This window comes from Methylobacterium oryzisoli, from assembly GCF_046557895.1.
GTDB lineage: Bacteria > Pseudomonadota > Alphaproteobacteria > Rhizobiales > Beijerinckiaceae > Methylobacterium > Methylobacterium oryzisoli.
Genome location: NZ_JBKIBX010000025.1, coordinates 32,754 through 46,562 on the forward strand (window position 1 = coordinate 32,754; position 13,809 = coordinate 46,562).

The following is a 13,809-nucleotide window of genomic DNA, read 5'->3' on the forward strand; positions in this document are numbered from 1 at the left end:
CGCTCAGCGCCAGACGGTGTGCGCGTCGATCCAGTTGTCCGCGCTCGGCACCGTCACCTGCGCGGTGCCGCCGCAGACCGGAAGCCGGATGGTGATCGCGCTCACCTTGACGTTGCTGCGGGAGGGGGTGTTGACGAGGTAGATGTAGTCGGTGGTGCGCTCCACCTCGTCGAAATAGGACACGTCGACGTTGCGGAAGGTCGGCACCTCGATCCAGTCCTCGCCGCGCCGCTGGAACGCGCCGCCCGGATACATGTAGACGTCCGAATAGCTCAGGCAGTAGGGGCGGCCGATGAACCGCGTCATCCCGACCCAGACCGGCGGTCCCACCTGCGCCAGCACGACGCTGCCCGCGAGGATCCCGCAGGCGGTGTAGGTGTGCCGGCTGCGCAGCACCGCGCCCACGGCGCGCAGGCCCCGCCGCCAGCCGAACCGTCGCCCCTGCATCGCTGTCTCGCTCATCCGGTCCTTCCAGTCTGCGGGATGCCCGAGCACACCGCTGCAGGATTAGGTTAGGACGAGACATCGCACGAAGGCGCCAAAGAAAACCTTACGATTCGCGCGTTCGAAATCGCGCGAATTGCCAGCGTCATGGCGGGGCCGCGATGGACATCACCCCTGCATGGCAGGGCGATGTCCGTCGACGCCGGATCTCGCTCCCGTTCTGATCCGAGAGCGGGTTCCGGGGCCGACCCGAATTAGTGGCTGCCGCCTTCCGGCTCGATCTTGTCGAGGCCGCCGATGTGGCGCTGGGCGTAGAGCGGCAGGCCGATCTGGTTGATCAGTTCGAGCTGCGTCTCCAGGAAGTCAATGTGACCCTCCTCGTCCGCCGCGAGATCCTCGAACAGCTGCTTCGAGACGCGATCGTTGATCGAGTCGCAGTACTTCGCGGCTTCGAGGTAGAGCGCCCGGGCCTCGTTCTCGGCCGCGAGGTCGCATTCGATGATCTCCTGCACGTTCTGGCCGATCCGCAGCGGGTCCAGCTCCTGCAGGTTGGGGAAGCCTTCGAGGAACAGGATGCGGTCGACGAACCGGTCCGCGTGCTGCATCTCCTCGATCGACTCCTTGCGCCAGTATTTCGCAAGATCGATGTAGCCCCAATCGTTCAGCATGCGGAAGTGCAGCCAGTACTGATTGACTGCGGTCAGCTCGCTGCGCAGCCCGCGATTGAGATACTCGACAACCTTCGGGTCGCTCTTCATTCCCGGTCTCCCGTCTCGGCGTCCGCCACCTGCGGGCGGCGCCGTGCCCCTGTGGCACCCGGCCGATCGCTCGGCACGGGGCACCCCATGGCACGGACGTCCACGCGCGCCAAGGCCTTATTTAGAATAGTTACAAGGTAAATCAAGCCCCCGTCGACGCGGGCTCGCGGACCCGGGTCTCGGGGCTCGTCGCGGGAGGTTCCGAGCCGCCGCGCGGCGGGGCCTTGATGCGGTACCAGCCGACGTAGAGCGCGGGCAGGAAGAACAAGGTCAGGAAGGTCGCCGCGATGATGCCGCCGATCATCGCGTAGGCCATCGGCCCCCAGAAGACCTCGCGGGCGATCGGCACCATGCCGAGACTGGCGGCGGCGGCCGTGAGCAGGATCGGGCGCATGCGGTGGCAGGTGGCCTCCACCACCGCGTCCCAGGGCGCCCTGCCCTCGCGCTCGTACTCGTCGATCTGCGTCACGAGGATCACCGAGTTGCGGATGATGATGCCGATGAGCGCGAGCACGCCGAGGATCGCCACGAAGCCGAGCGGCGCGCCGAAGGGCAGCAGGGCCGCGACGACGCCGATGAGCCCGAGCGGGGCCACGCTCGCCACCAGGAACATCTTCTGGATGCTGTGGAGCTGCACCATCAGCAGGAAGGCCATGACGAGAAGCATGACCGGCACCACCGCGGCGATCGGCCCCTGACCCTTGGCGCTCTCCTCGACGGCGCCGCCCGTGGCGAGGTCGTAGCCGTCCGGCAGTTCGGCCTTGAAGCGGTCGATCGCGGGCTGGAGCGCCTTGACCACGGTGGCGGGCTGCGTCGCGTCGGTGATGGCGGCCCGGACCGTGATGGTGGGCTGCCGGTCGCGCCGCCAGACGATCGGCTGTTCGAGGTCGTAGCCGATCCGCGCGAAGGCGAGCAGCGGCACGGTGGCGCCGCTGGCCACCGGCACCTGCAGGCTCTGCAGCGTGTCGACGGAGCGGCGCTCGGTCGCCTCGGCGCGGCCGACCACGTTCACGAGGTAGATCGAATCGCGCACCTGCGTGATCGTGGTGCCGCCGACCACGCCGTTGAGCAGGGTGGCGATGTCCTTCGAGGTCACGCCGAGCTGGCGGGCCTTGTCCTGCAGGATCTCGACCTTGAGCACCTTGCCGGGCTCGTTCCAGTCGAAGGTGGGCACGCCGAGGCTCGGCTGGCTGCCGATCACGTTGGCGAGCTTGAGGGCCTGCTGGCGCACCACCTGCAGGTCGGGGCCGCCGAGCCGGTACTGGACCGGACGGCCCACCGGCGGGCCGAGATCGAGCGGGTGCACGAACACGTCGGTGCCGACGAAATCGCGCCGGGCGAGGTCCTGCAGCCGCGCGATGGTCCGGTCGCGCGCCTCCAGGGACACGGTGTCGATCACGATCTGGCCGAAGAAGGCGTTGCCGAGCTGCTGGTCGAGAGGCAGGTAGAAGCGGATCGCCCCCTGGCCGACATAGGAGCTCCAGTGCCGGATCGTCGGGTCGTCCCGCAGGGCGGCCTCGAACCGGTCCATCTGGGCCTTGGTCTCGCCGATGCTGGCATTCTGGGGCAGCGTCAGGTCGACCAGCACCTCATTGCGGTCGGACGAGGGGAAGAACTGCTGCTGCACGTAGCCCATGCCGAAGACCGAGAGGGCGAGGAGCCCGAAGGTCGCCGCGACCGTGAGCCAGCGGTGGCGCATGGCGGGCAGGAGCATCGCCCGGAAGACGGCGAGGAGCCGGCTCGGCTTCTCGTGGTGGCCCTTCATGGTGGCGGGCAGGATCTTCACGCCGAGCAGGGGCGCGAACAGCACGGCCACCACCCAGGAGACGAGGAGGGAGGCCGCCAGCACCACGAACAGCGAGTAGGTGTATTCGCCCGCCGCCGAGCCGTTGAAGCCGATCGGCAAAAAACCCGCCACCGTGACGAGCGTGCCGGTGAGCATCGGGAACGCCGTGGAGGTGTAGGCGAAGGTCGCGGCCTTGTGCAGGCTGTCGCCGGCCTCCAGCCGGGCCACCATCATCTCGACGGTGATCATGGCGTCGTCGACCAGCAGCCCGAGCGCGATGATGAGCGCGCCGAGCGAGATGCGCTGCAGCGTCACCCCCATCGCGTCCATGATCACGAACACGATGGCGAGCACGAGCGGGATTGACAGCGAGACGACGAGGCCCGCCCGCAGGCCGAGGCTGAGGAACGAGACCACGAGCACGATCACCACCGCCTCGACCAGCGCCTTGGTGAAGCCGCCCACCGCCTCCTCGACGATCTTGGGCTGGTCGGAGACGAGGTGGATGCCGACGCCGACCGGCAGTTCCGCCTCCACCTGGCGCATGCGCGCCTTCAGGTCCTGGCCGAATTGCAGGATGTTGCCGCTCGGCTGCATGGCGATGGCGAGCGCGACCGCCGGCTGGCCGTTGTAGCGGAAGAGGGCCTGGGGCGGGTCGGTGTAGCCGCGGTGGATCTCGGCCACGTCGGAGAGCCGGAAGAAGCGGTCGTTGATCCGCAGGTTGATCGCCTTGAGGCTGGTCTCGTCGGCGAACTGGCCGCCGACCCGCACGGAGACGCGCTCCGGCCCGGCCTGGATCACGCCCGAGGGCTCGACGGCGTTCTGGGCCTGGAGCGTCCCGATCACCGCCTGCGAATCGATGCCGAGCCCGGCGAGCTTGCGGGTCGAGAAGTCGAGGTAGATGACCTCGTCCTGCGCCCCCACGATCTGCGTCTTGCCGATGTTCTTGACCTTGAGGATGCGGGTGCGCGCGGTCTCGACGTAGTCGCGCAGCTGGCGCATCGAGAGCCCGTCCGCCGTGAAGGCGTAGACGTTGCCGAAGACGTCCCCGAACTCGTCGTTGAAGACCGGCCCCTGCACCCCCTGCGGGAAGCTGCCCCGGATGTCGCCGACGCGCTTGCGGACCTGATAGAACAGCCAGGGGATGGTCTTGGGCGGCGTGGTCTCGCGCAGCTGCACGAACACCGTGGTCTGGCCGGGGGTCGTGTAGCTGCGGGTGTAGTCCACCGCGTTGATCTGCTGGACCTCCTTCTCGATCCGGTCCGTGACCTGCTGGAGCGTGTCGCCGATGGTGGCGCCGGGCCAGTTCGCCTGGACCACCATGGTCTTGATCGCGAAGGCGGGGTCCTCCTCGCGGCCGAGCTTGCCGTAGGACATCGTCCCGGCGACGATCACCACCGCCATCAGGAACCAGACGAAGGACCGGTGCGCGAGCGCCCATTCCGAGAGGTTGAAGGAGGTCATCGGCGCGTCCTCGCGCGGTGTGTCGTGGTAGGGCGGGTCGGCCGCAGGGCGCGGGGACGCGGCGTCACAGGCCCGTCTCCGGCAGCCGAACCGCCTGACCCTCGGCGAGGCTGTGGACGCCCGCGACCACGACGGCCTCGCCGTCCTGCAGGCCCTCGGCGACCAAGATCTCGTCGGTCTCGCGGCCCGCCACGCGCACCTCGCGGCGGGTCACCGCCTTGCCGTCCGGGCGGACGACCCAGATCGCGGTGCGGCCGTCCTGCTCCAGGAGCGCGGTCGCGGGCAGGCGGATGCGCGGCGCGGTCGGGCGCTCCAGCGCCACCGTCACGGTGGTGCCGAGCCGGAAGGCCTGCGGCGGGTCGACGAGCGTCATGCGGATCCGCCGCGTGCGCGTCGCGGACTCGGCAAGCGGGCCGATCTCGCGCACCCGGCCGCTTGCCGCCACCGACGGAGCGGCGAGCAGGCGGACGCTGAACTCGGCGTCCTTGCGCACCTCGCCCATCAGCGTGTCGGGGATGTCGACCACCGCCTCGCGCACGTCCGGCCGCGCCAGGGTGACGACGGCTTGGCCCGCCGGCACCACCTGCCCGACCTCGGCGGTCCAGGCCGTGACCACCCCGTCGAAATCCGCCGTGAGCGAGGTGTAGCCCCGCTCGTCCTCCGCCCGCTGCCGCGCGGCCTTGGCCTGGGCGAGGCGCGCCGCCGCGGTGTCGCGGTTGGCGACCGCCGCGTCGAGCTGGGCCTGGGTGACGTTGCCGCCCTCGAACAGGGTGCGCTGGCGCCCCTCGGTGGCGCTCGCATTGGCGAATTGGGCCTCGGCATCCGCTACGTCGGCCCGCGCCCGCAGCACCGCGAATTCCTGCACGGTCGGATCGAGGGCGGCGAGGCGCGCGCCCTTCGCCACGAGATCGCCCACGAAGACGTCGCGCGCGACGATGCGCCCGCCGACCCGGAAGCCGGCCTGGGTCTGGTAGCGCGGCTCGACGGTGCCCGCGAAGGGGCCGAAGGTCTCAAAGTTCCGCGAGACCGCCCTCACGGTGAGCACCGGGCGCACCGGCGGCGGCGGCGGCGGCGCGGCCTTCTCCTCGCAGGCCGACAGCAGCGCGAGAGCGGCGAGCACCGGCAGGAGCCTGCGGCGCCTCACGGCGTGCCCTCCCCCACCACCGCCACCTTCTGGCCCGGCCGCAGCAGCTGGATGCCCGCGGTGACCACCTGCTCGCCGGCCTCGATGCCACGCGAGAGCACGATGGCCGAGCCGGCGTAGCGGGCGATCTCGACCGGCTTCGGGGTCACCGTGCGGGTCTGCGGGTCCAGCACCCAGACCGCCGGGGCGTCGCGCCAGCGAAACAGCGCGCTCCAGGGCAGGCTGACCGCCTCCTGCGGCCGGAAGCGCCCGCGCCCGATCACCACCGCGCCGAGGCTCATGCCGGGCGGGACGCTCTTGAGGCCGATCTTGACCCGCACCCCGCCCGAGGCCGGATCGACCGAGGGCGAGATCTCGCGCACCGTGCCGGTGGTGCGCACGCGCGGATCGGATTGCAGGGTGATCTCGACCTCCGGGCTGCCGGGCGGCTGCGCCAGCAGGCTCTCGGAGACGAGGAAGACCGCGTCGCGCGGGCCGTCCTGCGCCAGCGTGAACACGGTCTGGCCCGCCGGCACCACCTGGCCGGCCTCCGCGTTGCGGGCCGTGATGATCCCCGCCACCCCGGGCTTCAGGTCTGTGTAGGAGAATTGCTCGCGCGCGGAGCCGAGCGCCGCGCGGGCGGAATCGACCGAGGCCTGCGTGGTGCGCAACTGCTGCTCGGCCTGATCGTAGGTGCTGCGCGTCGTGTAGCCGTTGCGCATCAGCGCCTGCTGGCGCTCGAAATTCACCTTGGCCTGGGCGAGGAGCGCCTCGGCGGAGGACAGGGCCGCCTGCGCGGTGTCGAGGGCGACCTGCTGCTCCTGCGGTTCAAGCCGCGCCAGCACGTCGTCGGCGCCCACGTGGTCGCCCACCTCGACGCGCCGCTCGGCGATCTTGCCGTTGACCCGGAACGCGATGTTGCTGAGGTACTTGGCCTGGACGTCGCCGGTCAGCACCACCTCCCCGGCGACCGGCGTGCGGGTCGCCGTCACGGTCTTCACGAGCGCAAGGTGGATGTCCGCGGCCGGTGCGCCGCTGCCCTGGGTAGCTGCGGCGCGCGGTGTCTCGGCCAGGGCCGGCACCGCGAGGGCGGCCCAGACGGCGACCGAGGCAGCAGCAGAGTGCCGGAGACGGTGAAGCATCCTGACCTCGTGGGGCGGGCGGAGCGCGCAGGGACGGGTGCGCTGGGTCGAGTGAAGGAGCGGCCGCGAGGGGGCGGGTGCGGCCGCTCCTTCCAGGCTCCCGGTCGACAGGGCCGGCCGGGAGCCTGTGACAACGCCCCGGCCGGGCGGCGGGGCAACGATTATTCCAGCCCGAGGCTGCCGGTCCGATGCGGCATCGGCGTTACTCTGCCGAGGGATCGGAAGCGGGCTTCTTGCCGGAGCCGCCGCTCACGTACTAATTACTGACTGGTCAGTCAATAGAGGATGAGATGGCCCAGGGATCGGCCCAAGGATCTGCCAAGGGATCGGCCAAGCCGCGGCAGCGGCGCAAGGAGGAGCGGCCCGGGGAGATCCTGGAGGCGGCCTTCGACGAGTTCACCCGTCACGGCTTCGCGGCGACCCGGCTCGACGCCGTGGCGGCGCGCGCGGGCATCACCAAGGGCACGATCTACATCTACTTCCCGAGCAAGGAGGACCTGTTCGTCGCGGTCTTCAGCGAGCGCGTCCGGCCGGTGAACGAGCACATGGCGGCGCTCACCGCCGACCCGAAGGGCTCGGCCATGGCGATCCTGCGGGCGCATTTCGAGTTCGTGTACGCGTACATGGTGCAGGAGCGCGGCGGGCGCGACCTCATCCGGATGGTGGTGGCGGAGGCGGGCCGCTTTCCGGACATCGCCGAGCGCTGGCACGACGAGGTGATCGGCCCCTCCGTCGAGATGCTGCGCCGGGTGGTGCGCTACGGCGTCGCGCGCGGCGAGTTCCGGGCGAGCGCCGCGGAGGAATTCCCCCACCTGCTGTTCTCGCCCGTGATGATGGCAGCCACTTGGTGCAGCCTGTTCGGCGCCGTGCGCCCGCTCGATCTCGACCGCTACCGGGTGGCGCATCTCGACCTGATGGAGCAGAGCCTGCGCGCCGTCCCGGGGCGGCCCGCGGGCTGATTCCGCGCCGGCTCAGCCGTCGCGGGCGCGCTCCAGCGCCGCGAGGTCGATCTTGGTCATGCCCATCAAGGCGGCCATCACGCGGCCGGCGCTCTCGGCATCCTCCAGCATCGCCGGCAGCGCCTCCGGTACGATCTGCCAGGAGAGGCCGAACCGGTCCTTGAGCCAGCCGCAGACCCCCGGCTCGCCGCCCTCCGAGAGCGCCGCCCAGAGGCGGTCGATCTCGGCCTGATCGGCGCAGGGGACCGCGAAGGAGACCGCCTCGGTGAACCGGAACCGCGGGCCGCCGTTCAGCGCCGCGAAGGAGCGGCCGGCGAGGCGGAACCCCACGGTGAGCACGCTCCCCTCCGGCCCCGGCCCGCCCGCCCCGTTGCGCACGATCCGCTCGATGCCGCTGTCGGGGAAGATCGCGGCGTAGAAGCGCGCCGCCTCCTCGGCCTGTCCGTCGAACCACAGGAAGGGGATGATCGTCCGCATCTCGGTCTCTCCCGCACCGGCCCGCGCCGGTTCGTTCCGAGGACGATCGAGGGCGCCCGATCCCGACACGCAGGGACCGGGCCGGTCAGGCCGGGTGCGCCGGCTCCCGCTCGCCGAGGGCGTCCTCGACGTAGAGCCGGTCGAGCAGAACCTTCGCCACCGCCATGAGCGGCAGCGCGAGGGCAAGCCCCCACAGCCCGAGCAGCACCCCGAGCAGGATCTGCCCGGCGAAGATCGTCGCGGGCGGGATGTCGAGGGCGCGCTTCTGGATGAAGGGCGTGAGCACGTAGCTCTCCAGCGCCTGCACCACGAGATAGACCCCGAGGCCACCGAGCGCACCGGACAACCCCTGGGCGAGGCCTGCCAGCACGATGACGAGGCCGGCGGCCAGCGCGCCGATCGTCGGCACGAAGCAGAGCAGCCCGGCCTGCAGCCCGAGCACCAGGGCGCCGTCGAGCCCGAGCAGCGTCAGGCCGAGCCAGACGCAGACGAAGATCGCCGCCATGATCACGAGCTGGCCGAACAGCCAGTGGCGCAGCGTCTTGCCGATCTCGTTCATGATCTCGCCGGCCCGCGACCGGTGCCGCGGCGGCACGAAGCGCAGGAAGCCGTCGCGGTAGGCGCTGGGATCGGCCGCCGCGAACAGCCCGAGCGCCAGGACCACGAAGACGTTGCCGACCGCCCCGAAGACCTGCACGGCGATGGCGGTGGCCTGCCCGAGCACGCTGCCCGCGTCCGACAGCAGCGCCCCGGGGCTCGGCAGGCTGGCGCCCGCCCCGGATTCGCCCGCCCCGCCCTTCCCCTCGTCGCCGAGGCGCAGGGCGCGGGTGTCGATGCCCTTCTCCTTCAGCCAGTCGCGCACGCTCTGGGCCTGCCGGCGCAGGGTCTGGCTGACCGTGTCGGCCTCCCGCACCAGCGTGGCGCCGCCGAACGCGGCCCCGCCCAGCACGAGGCCGGCGAGAACGATGCTGACGGCGGCGAGCGAGACGCCGTGCCCGAGCGGCACCACCCGCCGCAGCGCCCGGGCGAGCCCGTCGAGGAAGACCCCGAACAGGATGCCGGCGAAGATCAGCATCAGCGTGTCGGCCGTGTGCCAGACCAGCGCCAGGGTCGCCACGAACACGACCGTGCCGATTCCCGCGACCAGGAGGGGCCGCGCTCCCGTACTCAGCATGCCGGTGCTCCCGTTGCCCCGTCCGCCCGGGGGAGATCCCTCGAGGCTCACCAGCGGCCCGCCGCGGCTTCGTCGTGATCCGTCGCCTCGACCCAGCCGCCGACCGTGCCGTCCGCGAGGTGTTCGCGCTTCCAGAACGGGGCGCGGGTCTTGAGGTAGTCCATCAGGAAGCTCGCGGCCTCGAAGGCGGCCGTGCGGTGCGCCGAGGCCGTGAGGACGAGGACGATGCCCTCGCCCGGCCGGATCAGGCCGTGCCGGTGGATCACCGTCGCGGCGGGGATCGGCCAGCGCGCGGCGGCCGCATCGAGCACCCGGCCGACCTCGCCCTCGGCCATGCCGGGATAATGCTCCAGTTCGAGGGCGGCGAGCCGGCCGCCCTCGTCGCGGCACAGGCCGGAGAAGGTCACCACTGCTCCGATGCCCGGGCCGGCCCGGGCCGAGAGCGCCGCGATCTCGGCCGCGACGTCGAAGGATTCGGGCTGGATACTCACGCGCAAGGTCATGGCGGCCTGCCTACCATGCCGCAGGCCCCGGCGGCCACGGCGCGGGCGGGATTACACCCGCGCGCAGCGTCGGGCAGCCGCGTCGGGCTTGGCGATGCCGCCGCGTCCGGTGCATGAACCGGGCGCGAGCCGGAGACCGCCCCGTGACGCCCGACCTGCTGCTTCCCTTCGCCGGCACCGCGCCGGACTTCGCGACCCCGCCCCTCTGGTGCGGGCGCGGCAGCACCGTGATCGGCCGCACGACGCTCGGGGCCGAGGCGTGGCTCGGGGACGAGGCGGTGATCCGCGGCGACGGCCACGACGTGATCGCGGGCGACCGGCTCTGGCTCGGGCCGCGCGCGACGCTGCACATCGCGCAGGACATGTATCCGTGCATCCTCGGCGACCGGGTCACGGTCGGACCCGATGCCTGCGTGCACGCCTGCACGGTCGGCGACGACTGCGTGATCGAGGACGACGTGGTGGTGCTCGACGGCACGGTGATCGAGGACGGGGTGGTGGTGGAAGCGGGCAGCACCGTCTTCCCGCGCACGACCCTGCCGACGGGCCTCGTCTGCGCGGGATCGCCCGCCGTGCCGGTGCGCCGGCTCGAACCCGGCGAGGCCGCGGCCCGGGCGGCGCGCCTGCGGGAGAGGGTATTTGCGCCCCCGCCGCCCGGCGAGTCCGGGCGTGATCCGGGCGCCTCGGTCTTCGTCGCCCGCACGGCCCGCCTGCGCGGCGCGGTCACGCTCGAGGCCGGCGCGAGCATCTTCTTCGGCTGCGACCTCGCCGCCGGGGCGGGGCCGATCGGGGTGGGCGCGAACGCCAACGTGCAGGACAACTGCGCGCTCCACACGGCCGGCGCGGGCCTGGAGATCGCGCGGGACACCACGCTCGGCCACAACGTGCGGGCCGCAGACGGGCGCATCGGGCCGCGCAGCCTCGTGGGCATCGGCAGCCGGCTCGCGCCGGGCACCGTGGTGGAGGAGGACGTGATGGTCGCGGCCGGCACCGTCACGCAGCCCGGCCAGGTGCTCGAATCCGGCTGGCTCTGGGGCGGGCGTCCGGCACGGCCGCTGGCCCGGCTCGACGAGGGCAAGCGCGAGATGATGCGCCGGATCGTCCAGCAATATGCCGGTTACGGCCGGGCCTACCGCAAGGCCCAGGACCGCCTTGAGACCGATCGTCTCGGGATCGATCGCCCGGAACCGTGAGCCCTCAGAATGCCGCGGCGGCGGGCGGCGCCTCGCGGGCGCGGCGGGCGGCCTCGGCGGTGTCGAGGAGATGCGCGAACTCGGTCGCCGCCGCCGCGACGCGCTCGGCCACGCGCGGGTCCGTCACCACCCCGTCCCGGATCTCGCCCTCCCCGGCATAGACCGCGGTCGGCGCCACGTGGGCGGTGAAGAAGCCGAAGAGCGGCCGCATCTGGTGCTCGACCATCAGCGCGTGGCGCGGACCGCCCCCCGTGGCGGCGATCGCCACCGGCTTGCCGGCGAGTGCTGCGGGATCGAGGAAGTCGATCACGTGCTTGAACAACCCCGAATACGAGCCCTTGTAGACCGGCGAGGCGACGATGAGCCCGTCCGCGCCCTCCATCGCCTCGATCATCCGGGCGGCGGGCAGCGGCAGCGCCTCGCGCAGGGTCACGCCGAGGCCCGGCCCGGCATCGACGAGATCGAACACCTTCAGGTCGATGCGGCGCTGGCGCGCGAGATCCGCCGCGATGGCCTCGACCAGCGTCCGGGTGCGGGAGGGCCGGCCGGGATTGCCCGAGAAAGCGACGATGCGGGGAAGTCTCACGACGCAACTCCGGTTCGCCGGACCGCCCGGCTTCGCTGGTGACCTCGTGGGGGAGCAACCGTGCCCGCCCGTTCCGGTTCGGCCGCGATGGCGCCGCACCCCCGCGCCGCTTCGTGACACCCATCAGTTCGGCACGGAGGGCGCCGGCGTCAAGCATCCGCCCGCGCCGACACCCGGAACTTGACGGGCTCTGGTTAAGTCAGTTGGAACGGGATCACCGCCTTCTCCGGCATGACGAACGGATCGTTTGCGGGTTCTCACGACTCCTCTGCGTGATCCGCAATCAAACCGGGCAGGCGGTGGAAATCGGCGAAGACGAGCGCCGCGCCGGCCGCGACGAGATCATCGGCCGCCGGATCGTGCCGCCAGTGGCCGCCGCCCGCGAAGCCAAACACCCGCATGCCCGCCGCGCGCGCCGCCGTCACGCCCGGCACGCTGTCCTCGATCACGAGGCAGCGCTCCGGCGCCGCGCCCATCCGCTCGGCGGCGTGCAGGAAGAGGTCGGGCGCCGGCTTGCCGCGCGCCACCATGCTGGCGCTGAAGACGTGCCCGTGAAAGAGCGGCAGCAGCCCCGTGAGGGTGAGCGCGTGGGCGAGGCGCGCCGGATCGCTGCTCGACGCCACGCAGCGCCGGTCCGGCAGGGCCTCCAGCACGTCGGCGACCCCGGCGATCGCGGTGAGTTCCGCCTCGAAGGCCCGCAGGGTGTCGGCCCGCACCGCGTCCACGAACCCGTCCGGGGCGGTGACGCCGTAATCAGCCGTGATGTGGGCCATGATCGAGGTCATGCTGGTGCCGGTGAAGCGGCGGGCCACCGTGTCGAGGTCGATCGGCACGCCGATCCGCACGAGATTGTCGGTGAGCCGCGCGAGGCTGATCGGCTCGCTGTCGATCAGCACCCCGTCGCAGTCGAAGATCACCAGGTCCGGCCGTTGCTGCACGCCCATGTCCTCTGCCCGTCTCGGGCGCAGGCCCTGGCACGGGGCGGGCCGGGGAACAAGGCGGCGCGGGGCCACGCTTGCGCGCGCTGGGTCGGCTGTCTACTGCGGACACGCGCCCGACGAGAGCGTCCTCCCGCGCGGTCCGGAGCCCCGCATGATCCGCTTCCTGGCCCGCTGCCTCGGGCTCGTCTTCCTCGCCGCCGGTTTCGTCGGCTTCGTCTACGACGGCGCGCGGTCGATCGCCAACAACACGGTCACGGTTTCCTCGGTGAGCGAGGTGGCGTCCGCCCTCCTCAAGGACCGCGCCGCGAGCCTGCAGGCGGCGGTGGAGGGCAGCCAGCCGGCCCTGTGGAAGTTCCTGGGCGCGCCGCTCACCGTGTGTCCGGCCGCGCCGGCCGCCCTCGTCCTCGGCCTCCTGCTGCTCTGGCTCGGCCAGTCGCCCCGGGCCGGAATCGGCACCCTGATCCGTCCCTGACGCGGGGCCATGGCGGGACCCGGCCCTGGAGCCCGACCGCGCGCATCCCCATATTCCGGCTCGAGAGTCACGGGGCGGTCGCCGCGACCGCCCGAGACGGAGCGAGCCGATGCTGTTCTTCCGCAAGCGCGCCGAGATGCCGAGCCCGGACCGGATCCTGCCCGGCCGGCCGACGCCGCTCCCCACCGCCGAGCGCCACTTCGTCAACGGCCGGCCGCTGAAAGGGCCGTACCCGGACGGCATCGAGACCGTGATCGTCGGCCTCGGCTGCTTCTGGGGCGCGGAGCGCAAGTTCTGGCAGCTCGGCGACGGCATCTGGGTAACGGCGGTCGGCTACGCCGCCGGCACGACGCCGAACCCGACCTACGAGGAGGTCTGCTCGGGCCTCACCGGCCACAACGAGGTCGTGCTGGTGGCCTACGACCCCGCCGTGATGCCGTTCGGGCGCCTGCTCCAGACCTTCTGGGAGAGCCACGACCCGACCCAGGGCATGCGCCAGGGCAACGACATCGGCACGCAGTATCGCTCGGGCCTCTACCTGACGGACCCGGAGCGGCGCGCCGAAGCCGAGGCCTCGCGCGACGCCTACGCGGCGGCGCTCGCCGCGCAGGGGTTCGGGCCGATCACCACCGAGATCCGCGACCCCGGCCCGTTCTACTTCGCCGAGGATTACCACCAGCAGTACCTCGCCAAGAATCCTGGCGGCTATTGCGGGCTCGGCGGCACCGGCGTGGCCTGCCCGATCGGCACGGGCGTGCGTAGCGCCGCGGAGTAGCCCCGAGCTGCC

14 protein-coding genes are annotated in these 13,809 nt (G+C 71.9%); 4 read left to right on the forward strand and 10 right to left on the reverse strand.

Annotated elements, in window-relative coordinates; all coding sequences use genetic code 11:
* Positions 1 to 3 precede the first annotated feature (3 nt).
* From ACKUB9_RS21430 to ACKUB9_RS21450, 5 genes are all read right to left on the reverse strand, one after another.
* The gene (locus tag ACKUB9_RS21430) at positions 4 to 462 is read right to left on the reverse strand and encodes a hypothetical protein (RefSeq protein ID WP_407528802.1); all 459 of its coding nucleotides are present in this window, start codon (positions 460 to 462) and stop codon (positions 4 to 6) included.
* 236 nt (positions 463 to 698) lie between these two features.
* Positions 699 to 1,202 carry a bacterioferritin gene (gene bfr, locus ACKUB9_RS21435; RefSeq protein WP_407528805.1) on the reverse strand — a complete coding sequence of 168 codons (504 nt, stop codon included), beginning with the start codon at positions 1,200 to 1,202 and terminating at the stop codon, positions 699 to 701.
* Positions 1,203 to 1,344: 142 nt separating this feature from the next.
* A complete protein-coding gene (locus tag ACKUB9_RS21440) occupies positions 1,345 to 4,452 on the reverse strand; it encodes an efflux RND transporter permease subunit (protein ID WP_407528807.1) in 3,108 nt (1,035 codons plus the stop codon).
* 64 nt (positions 4,453 to 4,516) lie between these two features.
* Entirely contained in the window at positions 4,517 to 5,596 is a 1,080-nt protein-coding gene (locus ACKUB9_RS21445) for an efflux RND transporter periplasmic adaptor subunit (protein WP_407528809.1), read from the reverse strand.
* Positions 5,593 to 6,717, reverse strand: a complete 1,125-nt coding sequence (locus ACKUB9_RS21450) for an efflux RND transporter periplasmic adaptor subunit (protein ID WP_407528811.1) — start codon at positions 6,715 to 6,717, stop codon at positions 5,593 to 5,595. Before ACKUB9_RS21450 ends, ACKUB9_RS21445 begins: the two co-directional genes overlap by 4 nt.
* Positions 6,718 to 7,007: 290 nt before the next feature.
* Between ACKUB9_RS21450 and ACKUB9_RS21455 the strand changes: the two genes are divergently transcribed.
* Positions 7,008 to 7,676, forward strand: a complete 669-nt coding sequence (locus tag ACKUB9_RS21455; RefSeq protein ID WP_407528812.1) for a TetR/AcrR family transcriptional regulator — start codon at positions 7,008 to 7,010, stop codon at positions 7,674 to 7,676.
* A 12-nt stretch (positions 7,677 to 7,688) separates the two neighbouring features.
* Here the strand turns inward: ACKUB9_RS21455 and ACKUB9_RS21460 are convergent, their stop codons facing one another.
* The 3 genes from ACKUB9_RS21460 to ACKUB9_RS21470 form a co-directional block, all read right to left on the reverse strand.
* Complete coding sequence (locus tag ACKUB9_RS21460; RefSeq protein WP_407528814.1) at positions 7,689 to 8,153, reverse strand: VOC family protein; 465 nt, start codon at positions 8,151 to 8,153, stop codon at positions 7,689 to 7,691.
* Positions 8,154 to 8,238: 85 nt separating this feature from the next.
* Positions 8,239 to 9,327, reverse strand: coding sequence for an AI-2E family transporter (locus tag ACKUB9_RS21465; RefSeq protein ID WP_407528817.1), 1,089 nt, complete (start codon positions 9,325 to 9,327; stop codon positions 8,239 to 8,241).
* Positions 9,328 to 9,374: 47 nt separating this feature from the next.
* Positions 9,375 to 9,830 carry a molybdenum cofactor biosynthesis protein MoaE gene (locus ACKUB9_RS21470; RefSeq protein ID WP_407528818.1) on the reverse strand — a complete coding sequence of 152 codons (456 nt, stop codon included), beginning with the start codon at positions 9,828 to 9,830 and terminating at the stop codon, positions 9,375 to 9,377.
* A 143-nt stretch (positions 9,831 to 9,973) separates the two neighbouring features.
* Here ACKUB9_RS21470 and ACKUB9_RS21475 point away from each other — a divergent pair, with 143 nt between their 5' ends.
* Positions 9,974 to 11,023: a gamma carbonic anhydrase family protein gene (locus tag ACKUB9_RS21475; protein ID WP_407528820.1), complete on the forward strand. Its 1,050-nt coding sequence runs from the start codon at positions 9,974 to 9,976 to the stop codon at positions 11,021 to 11,023.
* 4 nt (positions 11,024 to 11,027) lie between these two features.
* Here the strand turns inward: ACKUB9_RS21475 and msuE are convergent, their stop codons facing one another.
* Together msuE and ACKUB9_RS21485 are read right to left on the reverse strand one after the other, a co-directional pair.
* On the reverse strand, positions 11,028 to 11,609 hold the full coding sequence (msuE, locus tag ACKUB9_RS21480; RefSeq protein WP_407528821.1) for an FMN reductase: 582 nt from the start codon (positions 11,607 to 11,609) through the stop codon (positions 11,028 to 11,030).
* Between the two features lie 257 nt (positions 11,610 to 11,866).
* Positions 11,867 to 12,553, reverse strand: coding sequence for an HAD family hydrolase (locus tag ACKUB9_RS21485; protein WP_407528823.1), 687 nt, complete (start codon positions 12,551 to 12,553; stop codon positions 11,867 to 11,869).
* Positions 12,554 to 12,701: 148 nt separating this feature from the next.
* Here ACKUB9_RS21485 and ACKUB9_RS21490 point away from each other — a divergent pair, with 148 nt between their 5' ends.
* Both ACKUB9_RS21490 and msrA read left to right on the forward strand, forming a co-directional pair.
* Positions 12,702 to 13,022 carry a PetM family of cytochrome b6f complex subunit 7 gene (locus ACKUB9_RS21490; RefSeq protein WP_407528824.1) on the forward strand — a complete coding sequence of 107 codons (321 nt, stop codon included), beginning with the start codon at positions 12,702 to 12,704 and terminating at the stop codon, positions 13,020 to 13,022.
* Positions 13,023 to 13,131: 109 nt separating this feature from the next.
* Positions 13,132 to 13,797 carry a peptide-methionine (S)-S-oxide reductase MsrA gene (gene msrA / locus ACKUB9_RS21495; RefSeq protein WP_407528826.1) on the forward strand — a complete coding sequence of 222 codons (666 nt, stop codon included), beginning with the start codon at positions 13,132 to 13,134 and terminating at the stop codon, positions 13,795 to 13,797.
* Positions 13,798 to 13,809 lie beyond the last annotated feature (12 nt).